Origin of the sequence: Bacillus sp. FJAT-28004, from assembly GCF_001280845.1 — a bacterium.
GTDB lineage: Bacteria > Bacillota > Bacilli > Paenibacillales > Paenibacillaceae > Pristimantibacillus.
The window spans coordinates 415,041-432,582 of the sequence record NZ_LGHP01000002.1 but is presented as its reverse complement, the minus strand read 5'-3'; the positions used below and the strand labels follow the sequence as shown (position 1 = coordinate 432,582).

The window sequence follows — 17,542 nt, the reverse complement described above, 5'->3', positions numbered from 1 at the left end:
TTAGAGTAAATCATCTATTTCAACAACAAGCTTAATCTGCTTCCCGCTTTCAATTGAAGCGCTGCGACGAAAGTAATTGAACTGCCATTGCGGTCAGCTGTTACCGGATTAGCGTCCAGATAAACCTCTATCGTTTCCTTTCTGTCAAACAAGTCACTTTGGAAGCTGCTTAATTCTAGTGAACCATATTTAACTTCCAATTGAATTTCTCCGTTCTGATGAATGAAATTCCCCCAAGCCCGATTAAGCGACCAAAAGCTTTGGAATTGCTCTTGATTAATTTTCGGGTTGAAGCCGATATGCTTTCGGAGCATATCAAATTGAAAACCGCTGAGAGCGAGCAATAAGGAATAAGAAGCCATCGATCTCGCATAGTTGCTGCCGCACTCAATTTCATTCCAAGGATTTCTTCTCTCGCCGTCGTAACGGTCGCGAACTGCCTTCACGGCATTTAATCCCTCTTCCATTAATCCTTCATAGATCATATGGCAAGCAACCTGATACTCGAATCCGTGCATCGTCTCGTCCGCATAAGGCACAGGCACCTTCGGGCTGTTCCCTTTCGGCCAAGTGGAGATGAGTAAGCCTTTTTCGTCATTGAGCGAATATATTCTGCAGGCATTCGGATAATCGCGCATCGTCTCAATAAAGTTATATTTATAGATTGATTCAAGCGCCTTCTTCACTTTATCCTGATCAAAAATGTAACCAAGCCCTATAATATGTGCATGCCACTGCCCCAATACCTGGTCGATATGGCAGCCTTCCCCGATCTGATATTTGATTTCTTCTAATTCCGGATCAATCGGGAATCTCTCATCCTGGAGATCTATCAATTGATGGAAGTACTCCCCGTTGAATAAATTTTCACCCACCCATTTACGGCCTTTTTCATACAGCTCTACATATTTCTTGCCTGCTTCGTCGCCAAGCGCTTCCGCCATTTCAGATGCGCAGAGCAATGCCCCATGGTATAAACCGCTGATATACGAATTCGGACCATATATTTCCACATCGAGCGTATGATGCTGAACCCCTTCCATGACGCCGTCACAATCTTTATCCCACCAATCCATATTCGTCGGATTCCAAGCAAATTCGAGCGATTTTTTTACCTTCAGCCAGATTGATTTCAACCACGCTGTATCCCCTGATATTTTCCATTCCCGATAAACTTTAATTATCGTACCCATCTGTCCGTCCGCTGCTGCCCTTTCTGGTCCAGCACAGTCCGACGTGTCCATTAGCGTTCTTTCAATCGGCATCATGATTCGGAATGCCATCTTCCCGTTGTCATACATGGTCGCTTTATACTCCGCGTTGATCATAGAACGAGCGAGCGACGGGAAGAGGAACGGCGTAACTTGCTCATAGTTCCACACATGTGTACATGTGCCTTCACAGCAGCCTTCCTGTCCGTGACAGCCCTCAAACCCGTACAACGTTCCGTCTGTAAGCCTTGCGCATGTAGGTGATTTCAGAATAGAAATATTACTGGATACCGCATCGATCACATAATCAGGCAGCGTCGAATTAAACAGCGTATCTTTAAATGAGAGCGAATCCTGGTACAATCGGTCTAAATTGTTCCAGACGTATGCCGCGGACTTTGTTGAGTTTTCAAAAAGTGTGGCATAGTAGTTTTTCCAGCTAGGCAGCTCGCATTTTTCACCATCACGGCATTCACCAGGGTTCCAAAAATTAACGTAGTTAGGAAAATTCCATGTAATCATAAATCGAAACACGCCTTTTTCCCCAGGCGCCAGCTTCTTATGGCTGCTTAACAAGCAAACGTCATTTCGATTATAAGTAGCGACTGCTGCTTGTTCCCTAATCAAGTTATAATTGCGGTCTTTAAACTTTCCTGGCGCAACGAACTCTTTCCAGAACACGGTAAGATTATCAAACCAACCTCCGCGATACCAATAGGTCTGATAGCTTACCTCTTCCGAATCCGTGCTTAGTGTAAGATCTCCGAATTCAGGGTCCTCTTCTTTGAAATGGGTGGAAGAAAGCTTGATACCCTTGTAAGCTCCAAAATCCGCAAAGTCATTCAAAGCATCTTTAGTAAAAGGATTTGATAGATTGCCGACAAGGCTAATATCGAGCTCCTCATTTGAGGTGTTAACCACTTCATAGGTAAAGATAGCTGCCGGAATGGATGAGTCTTTATCATTAAGGGGAATCAATGGATTGAAGGCAGTCAGCTTCACATCCAAAGGAACCTGATCGTCTATAAATTGAATCTCGCCAAAAGGATACTCTCCCTTGAAAGATGTTGACGTAAAATGAGGAAAACCGGCAAGGCTCTCTCTCTCAACGCCGAAGCCGAAGCCTCTAAACTTTTCGTTACCGCTTCCAGAATATTGCGGATGCAAATCCCCATTTAGTACTTTCGCCACTCTAACTTCACCGTTATGCTCAGCTTTGATCGCGAAGAAGGAAAAACCATTATAGCTGTTCTTATTTGGTCGATTGAATATTTCCCAATCGATCAAGCGGCCGTTACCTGCGAGTCCGATGCAGCCTGATCCGATTCCGCCAAGCGGAAAGGAAATCTCATTCGTTTTACTTCCGGTATACGTAAAGCTCTTCTCCATTTTGTACAGATCATTCGTTTTTTGAACGTTCAATCGTTTTTCCTCCCAGTCATTATTGAATAATGAAATTCAAATCATGATCTTTAAAAAATCCCTTCTTACATTTTCAAACCGCCGGCTGTAATTCCTTCGACAAGGTATTTTTGTCCGAAAATATAAAAAATCAAAGGTACGATAAGCGATAGCGTAACGCCGGCAAGGATAGCGGATAAGTTTCCTGAGCCAAAGGTGCCATTCAGAACGGTCATTCCAATAGGAAGAGTCATTTTCTCAAATGTGTTCAAAAATATTAAAGGTCTGAAAAAATCATTCCAGTGGGAAATAAAGGTCATAACCGACGTAACAGCAACCGCCGGGAATACCATCGGTAAAACAACTTTCAAGAAGACCCACATTCGACTGGCCCCATCCATGTAGGCGGCTTCATCGTAGGTCGATGAAATCGTCATCATCATTTGCCGAATCAGGAAGATACCTAGCGGATTAATCAAAGCAGGCAATATCAGCGCCCAATGGGTATCCACAAGACCAAGCTTGGAAATAAGGATGAACTGTGGAATAATCGTGACTTGCCCTGGAATCATCAACCCAGCGAGAAAAACCATAAAAATTGTGTTTCTGCCCGGAAACGAAATACGAGAAAAAGCAAAAGCTGCCATACTGGAAATAAAAATATGACCGATAACGATGACAATGGAAATTTTCAGACTGTTCACAATGAACGCTGTAAACGGTACCTGCTGAAATACTTCTATATAATTAGAAAAGTTAAATGTAGTCGGGAAAATAGCCGGCGGTAGCGAAAATGAATCCTTTGGCAGCCGCAAAGATGTGGAGACAATCCACAGAAAAGGAGAAATCATTAGAAAACACAGCACGATAAGAAAGCCGTCAAGAATGAAACCTCCAACTCCTTTGCGTGACGCAGTACGGATACGATTTTCCGGAAATACACCGGCAGCCTCAACTTTCCTGTTCATCTTCGCGATACCTCCTTATGAACACGTCTTTACTCTTGATCATATGAGACCCACTTCTTGCTAAAAGCGAATTGAAGTGCAGTAATCAATAAGATGACTAGGAATAGACTTATAGACACCGTCGATGCATATCCCATTTCATGATGTTGGAATGCAATTTCGTAAATATACATATTTACGGAACGGGATGCATCACCAGGTCCACCCCCCGTGATCAGGTAAGGCTCGTCAAATATTTGCGTCGTACCGATTAATGTCGTCACAAGTACAAAAAACAACATCGGAGAGAGCATTGGAAGTGTGATGTTGAAAAACCGCTGAATCTTGTTAGCCCCGTCGATCTCAGCAGCTTCATACAGCGTTTCTGGAATATTTTGAAGACCGATAAAATAATACAGAAAAGCGTTGCCGATAAACTTCCAAAAGCTATAAAGAGCAACCGCCAAAAACACCCAGTTCGGAGACTGCATCCAAGGAATCGCATCAACTCCAAACAAGCTAAGAAAATAATTCAGTATACCGAAATCTTTATTAAAAATAAATGACCAGGCCACGGCAACCGCTGCGGAAGTCGCAAGAACCGGAAAATAAAATACCGTCCGGTAAAAGTACTTCCATCCCTTCGCCATCTTACGTTGTACGGCAAGTGCGAGAAGCAGCCCCAATATGACATGGAGAGGCGTTAGGATTAAAATATACTTGAACGTATTCCAGTACACTAAACCGAGTCTATCATCTTGGAAAAACTGCTTGATATTGTCCAAGCCAACGAATTTAGAAGGTGTAATAACATTGTATTCAGTGAAGCTAAGAATTACAGAAGCCACCACAGGCTCGGCGATGAACACGAGAAACAGCAATATGGCAGGAGCTAAGAAAAGGTAACCTACGATGATATCTTTTGTTTTCTTCGCCATGTTTTATTATCGATACCTCCTCCAGAGAAACGGAGAGCCGCAGCGGACTCTCTAGCCCGCCGCAGCAGCCGTAAGGATAGGAACTACTTCAATATTTTGTCAATCTCCTCTTTAGCTTTCTTCAAAGCCGTTGCCGCATCCGATTGGTTGGATAGGATTAGTGACAGATAGCGGTCGAATATACCTTGTACCTCCGCATACTGAACAGGTGATTCCACTGCTTTCGCAATATCCGCACTTTCCGCATAAATTGGCCAATTGGACGCCGGGGTCTTCGGCAGCACCTCTTCCATAACCGATTTTCTAGTAGGGATGGAGGCATTCGACAGTGTTTTTTTCTGCGAATAGACACCAGCTAGAAATGCGGACAGCTTATAAGCCGCATCTGGATATTTCGTGGACTTAAGTACTGGGAAAGCACCCGAGCCGAATATGACTTTATTGGTTTTGAGGGTCGGCAGGAACTGTACATCAACAGCTTTAAAATCGTTTTTATCATAAGAGGCAAACGGCCATTTACCGGCAGACATCATCGCGACCTGCCCGCTCATCAACATTTGAATTTGGTCATCCTTAGGGTTTGGTACCGGCGATACCTTGTATTTATAAATGAGATCTTGGAAAAACTGCATGAGCTCGATCGCGTTCGGATCGTCAAGCTTACTGGTCGTCATAGCCTCATCCAGTACGCTTGCTTCGTTATTAAACAACCATGCCGAAGCACCGAAATAGTAGGCAGGGATCGCAAAGCCATAAGACTTTTTGCCATCCTTCTCTGTTGTCAGCTTTTGAGCGTAAGTAAGAAAATCATCTTTGTTCCAGTCTCTTCCTGGAACTTCCAGTCCTGCCTCTTTCAATTTATCAGTATTAAAATGCATGACCACGTTGTTCCAATCCCAGACGAATCCGTAGGTCTGGCCGTCGACTACAAACGGAGCTTGAACCATTGGATGGATGTCGTCGTAATTGTCGAGCGCGTTAGGGTCCTTTTCCATATAAGCGTCCAGCGGAAGCAGCAAATCCTGCTTGGCGAACATCTGTATGCCTTCAATCGCTACACGGATGACATCGGGCGGATTGCCGCCGGCAATCATAGTTTGGATTTTATTGAAATAATCCCCCCAAGAACTATTAACCACTTCGATTCGTTTGACCTTGATATTAGGGTATAACTTATTAAATTCTGTCAGGACATCTTTGAGCTGCGCATCGGAAGCTTCGTTTTTACTCCAAACGAGCGTTAATTCAGCTTTCTCGTCGCCGGAAGCGCCATTGCCTGATGTGTTAGAGGAATTTGAATTATTGGAGTTGCTAGAGGAATTAGAAGAATTGCATGCTGAAAGACTAAAGCACAATACAAAAATCAAGCACAACATGACTGTTTTTCTCAAACAGAACACCATCCTCGAATTTATAATGTTGGTTCCTCGCCAGTCGTACAGCGGAAATACGAGCAAAACCCACCCTTTATGCATTCGAATTCATGAGGTATTCCCCAATCCGTTCACGTGAACGGAAAAGAGTAAAAAAAATTACTGATTCAATCAAACAAGCCGATGGAAATGGAAACACCACCAAGAATAAAAGCCTCTTAAGTTTGGTGTCCATCACCGCCTTTTCCAAAAATTACGAGATCACCGTGCACGTGAACTATTTCATTGTATCAGCCGTTTTTTATTTTGTAAACGTTTTATTTTTAATATATTCAAGACGGTTTTCTGGATAAATTTGTTTTCGTGCACATGAACGGATTGACCTTCTTTCATTTCTGTTATACGATTATTGTTGCAGAATATGACATTGGAGGTTCCTTGAGAGTCATGCAAGTAACTAGCAAACAGATCGCAGAGATATGTGGAGTGACCCGAGGAACGGTTGACCGTGCGCTCAACAACCGCCCAGGAATCAGTGCAGCAACACGTGAGAAAATATTAAAAGTAGCCGAAGATCTTGGGTATCGTCCACACTTTTTGGCTCAAAGCCTTGTGAAAGGTCAAACCAAAACTTTGGGGGTAATATTATTTGATATTCATAATCGAATATTCTCCCAACTGTTCCACTCGTTTGAAGAGGAAGCAAGAAGACAGGGTTACTTCATTTATCTCGTACTCTCCAATAAAGATAAAAATCTTGAAATTGAGTATATAAGCAGCCTGTTAGACCGAAGAGTTGATGGAATTGCGTTATCTCCAATCAATAGTGGCCTCAAGTTCGAATCATTTCTTAATAGATCGAATATTCCGATTTTATCTTTCGGTAATCGACTGTCCGCAAGATTTCCTTTTGTCTGGATTGATGACAAACAAGCAATGAAAGACGCTGTCAACCATGTTGTTTCTAAAGGATACCGGTACATCATTTATGTCAGCCCCCCATTACGCAATAAGGGTAGAGAAAATACTTACAGTCCAGAACAAAGACATAAAGGATTTCTAGAGGCTTGTGAAGCGTTACCCGACATTCAGCTTAACGTTGTAACCGACAAAGATTATTTAATGACTATCAATCGATTGATAGTCGAATCGAAAGAAAAACCGGTGATACTTTGCAGCAGCGATTTCTATGCGTTAGATATACTGCGGTATCTAAAAACACAGAAAATTAGAGTGCCGGAACAAGTCGGTGTCATGGGTTTCGACAACATCGACATTCTGAATTACGTCAATCCGCCGCTCACCACGATCGACTTTAATGTGGACGAAATCGGGAGAAGATCAGTCGAGCTATTGATCGGAAATATTAAAGGAAATGAGATTCCACTCCGCACAAATGTCCCATACACAATCATCGATCGCGATTCACTCTAATAGATTCTGGTTATAAACAGAGAAGCGCCACAACCTAATGGTTATAGTGCTTCTCACCTTAATTAATACTCCACATCCGGCCAAAATAAAGAATGCTATTTATTATTAGGTTGTCTGCTCATCTTGAACAAAATTTAACACTCGGTCGTCCACCGCTGCGGATTTTCCGAGATCAGGCTGATCAATAAGGGTGATCACGGGCTCATTTAAATAACCATGCAGCTCAAACAGTACAATTTCATTACGTCCCTTACGAAGCAGCGGCCCTGGGATATACAACGCACGCTGAGGTCCTATCTCCCAATACCGTCCCAGATTAAAGCCATTAACCCATGCTACACCCTTTTTCCAACCATCAAACCTTAAAAAAGTATCCCCTATCTCTTCTACCTCAAAAGAACCTTTGTAAAATGCCGGAGTTTCTTTATACAATTCTTGATCTTTCGTTCTCTCGTAGCTCACAGATAATAGAGAATCGGGACTTAGGGGAAGTGTCCGAATCGTCCAATTGTATAGAAACTGGTTATCAAGGAGCACTCCTTCCGTAATGCCCTTAGGATCACGAAGTCGAGGACCGTAATTGATTCGGCCCATATTCTCAACAAGAATATCGAGTCTTGCCCCAGTTTCTGGAATGTTAATATCTAAGGACTTAGGGTCCCAGCGCTCCACAACACCTAATAACTTGCCATCTAGAAATACTTGAGCTCGGTCACGGACCTCCTGAATATGCAGCTTCTGCCCGGATCGAGGCCCTTTCACCCAAGTCGAATATAGAATAAAACCATATGCTTGATCGAATTTCTCCATAGGCTGTATAAATGTCGATTCTACTGGCTCAGATAATTGGTCTAGGTGATCGAACAGTGTCCCGCTCTCTGAAAGTGTCACCTTTCCATATGAATATTTAGGAATCGGCTGCGGCATTTCACATCCTGGCTCAATGCCGTGCTTAGCAAACACGCTGCGAACCGCCTCATACTTGCTCGTCACATCTCCCCATTCACTCAGCGGTGCATCGTAATCATAGCTAGTTACCGTGGGCTCATACGTTTTAATATGATTGGCGCCATTGTAAAATCCAAAATTCGTTCCGCCATGGAACATATAAAGATTAACTGACGAACCACTATCCAGTATTTTATCCAATTCATCAGCCACATCGGAAGCATCACGAACATGATGAGGTTCCATCCAATGATCGAACCAACCATTCCAAAATTCCATCACCATAAGCGGTTCTGTCTCTCTATATTCCCGATACTTTCCGAACGATTCCGCAACACGCGAACCAAAATTCACTGTTGCGTGAACATCCTCTATCGTGCCGCCGAGCAGCATCTCGTCAGTAGGACCGTCAGAAGTGAAGAGCAGCACGTCTATCCCTCTTTGTACAAGCCCGTCACGAATATATTTCAAATAGGATGTATCATTGCCGTAGCTACCATATTCATTTTCCACCTGAACCGCCAGTATCGGCCCACCATTCGTAGAGAGCAGTTGAACAAGCTTAGGAATTAATACATCATAATACCGATCCACCTTCGCTAAATAGGCCTTATCCGAGCAGCGAAGCTGCATATCGTTTTCTTTCAAGAGCCATGCCGGCAATCCCCCGAATTCCCACTCCGCACAAATGAATGGACTAGGTCGAACAATGACATGCAAATCCAGTTGTCCCGCAAGCTCAATAAACCGAACGATATCAGCCATTCCTTCGAATTGAAATTGACCTTCCTGAGGCTCATGCACATTCCAGGCAACGTAAGTTTCCACCGTATTAAATCCGCATGCCTTCAATTTCTGTAAACGATCCATCCAATACTCTGGCACGACACGGAAATAGTGTATGGCACCCGACACGATACGATAAGGCTTCCCATGCAAGTAATACTGCCCATCTCTAATCTCCAATTGACTCATGGTTCCCTCTCCCATCCTTAACAGTTTCCTTTGTTAACTACGAACCTATTTACTATTAAATACGGCAAATCGTCTTATCATTGGACGTTCAATCGCCCCAAGCACACTTAAACGTATTCTGTCCGTAGAAATTGGGTTGAAGTGATCTATTTTTTTGTGCCCAATTGCGCTGCCGCGGATAATTTCTATCCAATCATTCCCGGAGTGGGCCTCAATCCTATAGTCATGTACCCGTTCTCCATAAGCAATGTCTTCCATTGTGATAATATGGTCAATGATCAGATTCTCAGGCAGCTCAAGCTCGATAACTTCTCCCTCGCCAGACATCTCGGCAAGTGAATGATCAAACCTGCGACGAACCTCGTTCCCGAAAGCGATAACGCGATTCACATCTGCCTCCGGCATAAGTCCCCGGTTATCTGGCGTTACGTTCAGAAGCAGTGTTGCACCATGACCAACCGACCGATAATAGATGTCCATTAATTGCTCCAAGGAAAGCAGCAGATGCTCCTCATCCGGGTGCCAGAACCATCGGTCCTTGCGAATAGGCACATCACATTCTGCCGGTACCCAGCGAGGTGTTTCAGGCAGCCATTTCAGAGACCCTTCACTAAACATGCTCACCCGAGCAGATTCAGCTGTATTCCAGCAAGGATAAGGGGCAAGACCATCCTCATTACCTACCCATCGTATCGTCGGTGCTCCCATATTAAATACCATGGCATCCGGCTGATGCTGCTTGATCAGATTCATAATTCGTTTCCAATCGTACTCTCTTCCTTCTGAGCCCGCTCCATCGAACCAGATCTCAACGAGTGGACCGTAACCCGTTAGCAATTCCTCCAGCTGTCTAGCGTAGAAATGATCATACGCCTCCGGATCAGAATAACACGGTTCATGTCTATCCCAAGGAGATAAATATAGGCCAAAGCCAATTCCTTCTTCAAGGCAGGCATCTGAACAATCCCTTACGATATCCCCTTTGCCATCTCTCCAAGGACTAGAGGCAACCGAATAATCCGTCATTGCGGTCGGCCAAAGACAGAAGCCGTCATGATGTTTTGCCGTAAGCACGAAGTATCGGAATCCTGCATCCTTCGCCGTACGCACCCACTGGCGAGCATCAAGCTGGGCCGGATTAAACAAAGCAGGCGAGTCATTCCCATCGCCCCATTCCTGATCACAAAACGTATTCATTCCAAAGTGACAGAACATTCCTAGTTCAAGATCCTGCCAACGACGCTGCTGCTCGGTTGGCACTGATAATGATGGTGATAAGTTAGCCATATTACATCTCCCTTTCCTTACATTTAGTGTCCTATTACATAAGTTACATTGATCCGTCACGAGAAAAAGGAGCTTTGCAGCAGCCATGTCTAGACTGATCAAAGCTCCTCAATTCCTGTTTCATTTCACTTGTTTTTATTTCGTTTCTTTCTCATCAATGATTCTCGTCGCTTCTTTTACCATCCATGCTTGTACATCATCAATCGAATCGTTACTTAGCATGAATTTACTAAAACCATCACCTATAACTTTGGTTAAATCAGCAGTACTTGTAGTTACAACTTGTGAGGCATCCAAATATTTAATTTCAGGACCAAACAATGTGTTTTTAAGAGATTCAACATCGTATTTATCAGCGTTTTTACCGATCAAACGATCAAGAACGGCATTTTGGTCTGATTTTTTCCATCCTGAGAACTCGTTTCTTGATTCCGAGTCAGTCGTTGTCATAAACCGCATTAATTTGAACGAAGCTTCTTTATGCTTGGAAGTCGCTCCCATTACTAGATGTCCTCCGCCTACAAAATATTTACCGCCATCATAATCTTTTGGCTGTGCATTCGCAGGAGGAAGCGGAACTGGAGCAAATGCCGTCTTGAAATCATGCGGATATTGTTCCGTATTTCCTGGGTCAGGAATCATGAAGCTTCCAGAAAGAATCATGGCAGCACTTTCACTAAAGAATTCAGTACGATAGTTAAGCTTGGATGCAAGGACATCCGCATAAGGTTTAGCCGATTTATCTACCGCTTCCATGTCTTTGCGCAGCTGGAAGAAGTATTTATAAGTTGGATCAGCCAAGATCGTCGTTCCATCATCATAACGGAAAGGATCTTTCATCACCGTTTGCGCTGGAGCATTCATATACAATTCCCACGTATGGAAGTACGAACCGTACTGTTTATCCACGCCTTCACCTTTGGTCAACTTCTTGGAATACTCGCGGAAGTCATCCCATGTCCAACCATATGTTGGCACTGGCAAGCCCGCTGCATCTAGGGCATCCTTATTTAGTAGAATGAACTGGTAGCCTGTGGACATCTGCATACCATAAGTCTTGTCATCGATTTTTGGATTAACGAAATATTCATCCTCAGCAACAAGATTATTGGCAGTATAAAATTCATTCAAAGGAGCAAGCGCACCTCTAGTTGCTCTTTCGATAACCGCTGACGCGCTCGGAACGTTAACAACATCGACCGCTTCACCCGATGAAATTAGAAAATCAAGCTTTTTCAACATTTCCAAGGAATTACCCGGAACGAGAATGACATGCTCAACTTTAATATCTGGGTTCTCTTTCTCGAATTCTTGCAGCATGGCTTTCGTACCAACTTCTTGAGCCGCACTATCAAAATTGTAATACTTAATGGTTACTTGCTTGTCCGCTGCACCCTCAGACTCCGTAGCGTTTGATTTTTTAGTCGAATTAGAATTACCTCCACATGCGCTTAGCACTGCAAAAGCAGCTAACATAAGACAGATAGAAACTAAGAACTTGCGTTTTCCTTTTTTAATCATTTGTTTGCCCCCCAATTTAATAGCTGACTAATCTTCTTTCATCATCAGTATAAAGACTGGATGATTCACACAAGAGTATAATTTTGAGGTAAAAAGATTACTTTTTTGACTTTTTTGCAAATATCAACCTTTAACGCCGCCAAGTGCAATGCCGTTAATAACTTGTTTCTGCAATATGATAAATATAATTAATAAAGGGATAATGGCTGACAACGAAGCCATCATCATAATGGCATCATTCGTCGTATAATCATCCCTGAATAGGCTCATGCCCAGCGGGATCGTATATAAATCCTTTGATTGCAAGAAAATAAGCGGATTCTGATAATCATTCCATGACCATATAAACTTTATAATCGCAACGGTAGCAAGCACCGGTTGGCACAGCGGAATGATAATAGAGCTGAATATTCTTAAATGGCCTGCTCCATCAATTTTTGCAGCTTCCATATACTCATCGCTAATGCCCGCCATGAACTGACGAAGCAGGAATGTGAAATAAATTGAAAACATCCCCATAAAAATCAGCGCTAAGTGATTATCATAAAGACCTAGCCAACGAACCAGCATAAACCGAGGAATTAACGTGGCCTGGTCAGGAATAATCATGAACGAAATCAGAGCCGTAAATACAAGACCTCTCCCGCTAAAACGGAGCTTTGTGAAAGCAAAAGCTGCCATAGTGGAAAAGAGCAATGTAAGACAAGTTACAATGACCGCTATTTTAATAGAGTTGAAATAAATATGAAGAAAGTTTACATTCCCCATCCAAACAGCTTTAAAATTGTACACCACATTGATATTTTTAGGAATCCATTCAATGGGAAATCGCATAACATCTTTTTCAAATTTAAAAGCTGATGAAAGCATCCATATAAATGGAACTAAGAAGAAAATAGAAATTGCACCCATGATAATGGTAGTGATTATTTTTGAAATATTTTTTCTAATGATAAGCAAGATGATCCCTCCCCCTTATACCGATTCTTCATTTCTGAATTTCCAGGTAACCGCAGTAATGATAGCAATAATCGCAAATAACAACCATGATATAGAAGCCGCGTACCCCATATTGTAATTCACGAATCCTTCCTCATAGATCCGGAAAACAATCACTGTAGAAGAATTATCTGGTCCGCCTGCTGTCAAATAAGAGATAATATCAAATACTTTAAATGAACCAATCAACATTGTAATAAACAAGAAGAAAGTTGTCGGACGAAGCAAAGGAACCGTAATTTTGATAAACTTGGTCATTGAAGTCGCTCCATCGATTTCCGCAGCTTCATATAGTTCATTCGATATACTTGTAAGACCGGCCAAATAAATAATAATCGTATAACCAAGCCCTGCCCAAGAAGTGATGATCGCAATAGCTATAAGTGAACTTTTCGGGTCCACCAACCACTTAGGCGGATTGGAAATTCCTAGATCCATCAAGAACTGATTAATCGGCCCTAATGAAGGGTGGAATAAAGCGCTCCATACTGCTGCAACCGCAATAATGGATGAAATGTAGGGAATGAAGAACACAACCTTAAAGTAGTCCTTCCAAAACACCTTATTGTGAATGAGAACAGCTAGTACCAGTGATATAGCAATAGGAACTGGAACCGTTAGCACGGTGTAAAGCAGATTGTTTTTCAGCGCTTTAATAATGGTTGGATCATTGAACATTTTAATATAATTGTCGATACCGTTAAACTTAATGCCTCCTAGACCTGATAACAGATCCCACGAAGTAAAGCTCAAATAAAGAGAAAACCCAAGTGCAAATACATTTAGCAATAACATACCTATGATTTCTGGGGCAAGAAATAACCAGCCGATTAGAGCTTCTTTCCGCTTCGGAGTCCAAAACTTTTTTGGCTTCTGTAGAATTTCAGGGTTTGTGATTGTTTTAGCAGCTTCCATTTCTTATCACCTCAACATTTATTAAGTTGATACTAATGATAATAGAATTCCCCAGCCGATGAACGATGGATTATGACTTCGTAGGAGCAATATTTTGACTTTCCAAATCGCTTGAATTCATGGAAAACACAGCATAAGAATTATAAACCACAGGAACGATAAATAACCTGTACCCCGGTAGTATCGGAGGACAGGTTACTAAAAATTTTGACTATAAACTAATCATCTTACATAAGTGTTAATCGTATAATTTGCTTTATATTCACTAGGAGTCATGCCAATATACTTCTTGAACACTTTTGAAAAATAAGTTCTGTCCGAATAGCCAAGTCCCATCGCTAAAGATTCAATGCTTTGGTTAGACGTTTTCAACATTTTTGCAGCAATTTTCATTTTATACTGGTGAACAAAATCCGTGAAATTAATACCTGTCAGACGTTTAAAATAGCGTGAAAAATAGCTTGAATTCAAATATAAATAACGTGCCATGTCAATTGAGGTAATGTTTTCAGATAAATTTTTATCTAGATATTGTTGAATAACCTGCAGTTTCGGTTCTTGGATAACGGGTTCTACGCCCTTCTGCCGGTTTTTCGCAATGTGAATAAGCTTTCTTTCAATCAATCCCGTCACATCGTGCAGAGTCCTTGCAGAAGACAGGTACATATAAATCCCTTCATCCGACTTCCATCTTGAGAACATTAAATCAATGCTGCGAATGAGGGTTGATAAATCCTGAACCAACTCACTTGGCTCGACTCTATTCTCTTGTGCATTCTTTCCTATATTCGTGACGATATTATGGATACTATCAAAATCGCCTTTCATAATAGCACGCTCAATATCTGATTTATAAGAATCTAGAAAACCTAGCGGATATGATAAAAACATGTTCTGCATGAAGACATTCATATTCGTAACCGTAAGTTCACTACTCTTATAAAACTCATTTTTATTCTGAACCACCTGTTGATAGACGGCTCCAATGGATTGCAGCTCCATCTTATCCGTCACAGTGACTATATTAAGTTGTAATTTCAGAAATTGAAGACAAAGAGTCTGCAGCTCCTGCATATATTTTTGAAAATAGGGGTAGGCGTTATCCGCTAAATTATTTCGGTAATTATGCAAAATAACTAAGTTCTCTTTTTCCAAAAATGGTGTTATTCCATCATAAGAAGCAGACAGCTCTACTGCGATATTGTGGATGGCATAGAAAATCAACGAAATATTATTCTGAACGTAGAGCGATTCGTAAGTTGAAAAATTGATATGGACAACCCCCATCATAAACCAGGGGTATCCCCACGAGATACCGAGCTGAGCTGCGTACCCCACAGTTGATGTGGGGTTAACACCATCAATGACTCTTTGAAATAAACCTTGCTTGAAAAGCTCACTGTTATAGTTCGATACTTCATTGTCGATCTTTGTTACTTTCATTTTGAGCAGTTGTATAGATTTCCCTAAACTTTGCTCCAGCTGCTCCGCCGTTAATTGATCTTTAAGAAGATAATCATCTGCATTCAGCTTTACTGCCTGCTGTGCATAATGAAAATCCTCATGACATGTTAAAAAGATGACTCTAATATCCGGTTTCATCTGGCGGAAAATAGCTGCAAGCTCGATTCCGCTTTTTTGCGGCAATCCAATGTCAGTGATGACGATATCAGGCGACGTTTCTTCAAACATATGCAATGCCTTTGCACTTGAATAGGTAGCCCCCACTACGCGCAGCTGGAGTGACTCCCAATCTATCATTTGCTGCAAAACTCGAATCATAGGGACATCATCATCAATTAACATTACTTTATACATCACCGATTCACCCCTCCGAAGAATAAACATGTCGATCAATAACAGGAAGATGAAGGAAAGCTGTTACCCCACCTATTGCATTTTGATAAAGAGCTAAAGTCGCAGTTGGACCGAATGTTAATCTTGACCGTTGAATCACATTAATCAAGCCGACCCTCTGATAAGATGAAGACTGCTCCGAACCGACAGACTGTAGATGATGATTCAGTACCGCTAAATTTTCTTCCTCTATTCCACAACCGTTATCCTCAATTTCAATGACAATCCCATTCTCTACTCTTCTTGCTTGAATTGAAATTTTGGCAGCAGGGTTGTCAACCAAACCATGTACAATGGCATTTTCAATTAAAGGCTGCAGCATCAACTTGGGAATCAATAATTGTTCCAGCCCCGGTTCAAGTTCAACCGTAAGCTCAAGAAGCATTTCATTTCTGATCTTCATAATATCGATGTAATGCCCCAGCAGCACGCATTCATCCTTCAATGAAGTCAGTTCATTTACCTTCAGATAAGCTCTTAGCAAGCTCATTAGTGAATCGATACTTTTGCTATGCAGAAGATCTTTCTGCAGGATAAGGCTGCACTTGATAGAGTTTAAGGTATTAATTAGGAAGTGCGGCCGAATTTGCATGAATAAGGCCTCAAGCTCCATGACTCTCTTCTGTTCCTGTTCATGCTCAATATCATGGATAAGCCCTTTGAGCTGATCCATCATCGTGTTTAACGAATGACCAAGCTCAGCGATATCGTCTTTCCCCTTTACTTCAAGCTTTACATCAAGGTTTCCCGATCCAAACTGCCTGACAGCACGCTGTAACTTTTGAATAGGCCTGTGCAGTCTCCTCGCAATAAACATAGAAGAGATAGAAAAAATAATAAAGAGGAAAATAACGCCTCCAATACCCAAATAGAAGGTTCTTGAAATTTCCCCAGTAAAGGTTTCCTTATTCGCTTCATAAACAAGCGTCCAGTCCGTTTTGTCCAACGTGACTTCAGAACGGAGAATATCCCTGTTCGCTGCTGCATCATGCCACAGAAGCTCCGTGCTTCCAGCAATAAGAGTTCCCTCTGCATCAAAAAGCGCTACTTTACCAAACTCCACGGGCTTCAGAACTTTCTCAAAGTATGACTCTGAAATACCAATAATTAGAACCGATAGATAGCGTTTGTCATCATTATCATGAATCACTCTTGCCATATAATAGGTCCCTTCCTTATCGGACTCTTCTTTTACCATACCGAGCCATTGAAGGGTTTCTGGCCTGTTGAGATCAATTTTTTTATATAAATCGTCTAGGTTTCTGTTAACTAAATTCAAATCATCCTCATTCGAAGAAATAATAAAGCCTTCTCTATTTACCAAATACATGCGAATGTTATTATTTAGGGGTTTAGATGTAATGAGGGAAAATACTCCCCTTATGTTCGTGAAATTCGTGTAATCAGCATACGTATTCAACCGATCTGTATCCGCGAATTTTTTTAAATCTGACCGGACATTCGTATCATTAACGATGAAATGCGATGCAAATGTAACATCATCAATCGTTTTCCCAATTTCTTCGATCATGACGTTCAAGAAGTTATCATTGCTTAACTGAAGCTTCTCAACCATGGTCTCTTTAATAAGAACGAATGAGATTACCGATACGGTAATGATAGGTACAATAATAAATAGGAGAAATGACAACTGAATTTTTTGATAATAGCTCAACCTAGACATATTTACCGTGCCTCTTTCAAGTTGCTTTTATGACTATTGCAGCAGGGTAGCT

12 protein-coding genes are annotated in these 17,542 nt (G+C 41.8%); 1 reads left to right on the top strand and 11 read right to left on the bottom strand.

Going from position 1 to position 17,542, the window contains the following annotated elements; all coding sequences use genetic code 11:
* Window positions 1-14: 14 nt before the first annotated feature.
* The 4 genes from AC787_RS24035 to AC787_RS24020 form a co-directional block, all read right to left on the bottom strand.
* Window positions 15-2,633 (bottom strand): GH116 family glycosyl-hydrolase, encoded by a 2,619-nt coding sequence (locus AC787_RS24035; protein ID WP_054027505.1) that lies wholly within the window; start codon window positions 2,631-2,633, stop codon window positions 15-17.
* A 65-nt stretch (window positions 2,634-2,698) separates the two neighbouring features.
* Window positions 2,699-3,580 carry a carbohydrate ABC transporter permease gene (locus AC787_RS24030; RefSeq protein ID WP_054027504.1) on the bottom strand — a complete coding sequence of 294 codons (882 nt, stop codon included), beginning with the start codon at window positions 3,578-3,580 and terminating at the stop codon, window positions 2,699-2,701.
* 29 nt (window positions 3,581-3,609) lie between these two features.
* The gene (locus tag AC787_RS24025) at window positions 3,610-4,497 is read right to left on the bottom strand and encodes a carbohydrate ABC transporter permease (RefSeq protein WP_054027503.1); all 888 of its coding nucleotides are present in this window, start codon (window positions 4,495-4,497) and stop codon (window positions 3,610-3,612) included.
* An 83-nt stretch (window positions 4,498-4,580) separates the two neighbouring features.
* Window positions 4,581-5,888 carry an ABC transporter substrate-binding protein gene (locus AC787_RS24020; RefSeq protein ID WP_054027502.1) on the bottom strand — a complete coding sequence of 436 codons (1,308 nt, stop codon included), beginning with the start codon at window positions 5,886-5,888 and terminating at the stop codon, window positions 4,581-4,583.
* Between the two features lie 429 nt (window positions 5,889-6,317).
* Here AC787_RS24020 and AC787_RS24015 point away from each other — a divergent pair, with 429 nt between their 5' ends.
* Window positions 6,318-7,304: a LacI family DNA-binding transcriptional regulator gene (locus AC787_RS24015; protein WP_054027501.1), complete on the top strand. Its 987-nt coding sequence runs from the start codon at window positions 6,318-6,320 to the stop codon at window positions 7,302-7,304.
* Window positions 7,305-7,409: 105 nt separating this feature from the next.
* Here the strand turns inward: AC787_RS24015 and AC787_RS24010 are convergent, their stop codons facing one another.
* From AC787_RS24010 to AC787_RS23980, 7 genes are all read right to left on the bottom strand, one after another.
* Window positions 7,410-9,227: a glycoside hydrolase family 35 protein gene (locus tag AC787_RS24010; protein ID WP_054027500.1), complete on the bottom strand. Its 1,818-nt coding sequence runs from the start codon at window positions 9,225-9,227 to the stop codon at window positions 7,410-7,412.
* Between the two features lie 45 nt (window positions 9,228-9,272).
* Window positions 9,273-10,514 (bottom strand): alpha-L-fucosidase, encoded by a 1,242-nt coding sequence (locus AC787_RS24005; RefSeq protein ID WP_054027499.1) that lies wholly within the window; start codon window positions 10,512-10,514, stop codon window positions 9,273-9,275.
* Window positions 10,515-10,649: 135 nt separating this feature from the next.
* A complete protein-coding gene (locus AC787_RS24000) occupies window positions 10,650-12,035 on the bottom strand; it encodes an ABC transporter substrate-binding protein (RefSeq protein ID WP_054027498.1) in 1,386 nt (461 codons plus the stop codon).
* 123 nt (window positions 12,036-12,158) lie between these two features.
* Entirely contained in the window at window positions 12,159-12,947 is a 789-nt protein-coding gene (locus tag AC787_RS23995) for a carbohydrate ABC transporter permease (protein ID WP_054028169.1), read from the bottom strand.
* Between the two features lie 63 nt (window positions 12,948-13,010).
* Window positions 13,011-13,949 (bottom strand): carbohydrate ABC transporter permease, encoded by a 939-nt coding sequence (locus tag AC787_RS23990; RefSeq protein ID WP_054027497.1) that lies wholly within the window; start codon window positions 13,947-13,949, stop codon window positions 13,011-13,013.
* 222 nt (window positions 13,950-14,171) lie between these two features.
* Window positions 14,172-15,767 (bottom strand): response regulator, encoded by a 1,596-nt coding sequence (locus tag AC787_RS23985; RefSeq protein ID WP_054027496.1) that lies wholly within the window; start codon window positions 15,765-15,767, stop codon window positions 14,172-14,174.
* 7 nt (window positions 15,768-15,774) lie between these two features.
* Window positions 15,775-17,490 carry a sensor histidine kinase gene (locus tag AC787_RS23980; RefSeq protein WP_054027495.1) on the bottom strand — a complete coding sequence of 572 codons (1,716 nt, stop codon included), beginning with the start codon at window positions 17,488-17,490 and terminating at the stop codon, window positions 15,775-15,777.
* Between the last annotated feature and the right edge of the window lie 52 nt (window positions 17,491-17,542).

Coding starts and splice junctions, on each gene's coding strand:
- AC787_RS24030 (WP_054027504.1), bottom strand. CDS start 3,580: ATGAACAGGAAAGTTGAGGCTGCCGGTGTATTTCCGGAAAATCGTATC.
- AC787_RS24025 (WP_054027503.1), bottom strand. CDS start 4,497: ATGGCGAAGAAAACAAAAGATATCATCGTAGGTTACCTTTTCTTAGCT.
- AC787_RS24015 (WP_054027501.1), top strand. CDS start 6,318: ATGCAAGTAACTAGCAAACAGATCGCAGAGATATGTGGAGTGACCCGA.
- AC787_RS24010 (WP_054027500.1), bottom strand. CDS start 9,227: ATGAGTCAATTGGAGATTAGAGATGGGCAGTATTACTTGCATGGGAAG.
- AC787_RS24005 (WP_054027499.1), bottom strand. CDS start 10,514: ATGGCTAACTTATCACCATCATTATCAGTGCCAACCGAGCAGCAGCGT.
- AC787_RS24000 (WP_054027498.1), bottom strand. CDS start 12,035: ATGATTAAAAAAGGAAAACGCAAGTTCTTAGTTTCTATCTGTCTTATG.
- AC787_RS23995 (WP_054028169.1), bottom strand. CDS start 12,947: ATGGGTGCAATTTCTATTTTCTTCTTAGTTCCATTTATATGGATGCTT.
- AC787_RS23990 (WP_054027497.1), bottom strand. CDS start 13,949: ATGGAAGCTGCTAAAACAATCACAAACCCTGAAATTCTACAGAAGCCA.
- AC787_RS23985 (WP_054027496.1), bottom strand. CDS start 15,767: ATGTATAAAGTAATGTTAATTGATGATGATGTCCCTATGATTCGAGTT.
- AC787_RS23980 (WP_054027495.1), bottom strand. CDS start 17,490: ATGTCTAGGTTGAGCTATTATCAAAAAATTCAGTTGTCATTTCTCCTA.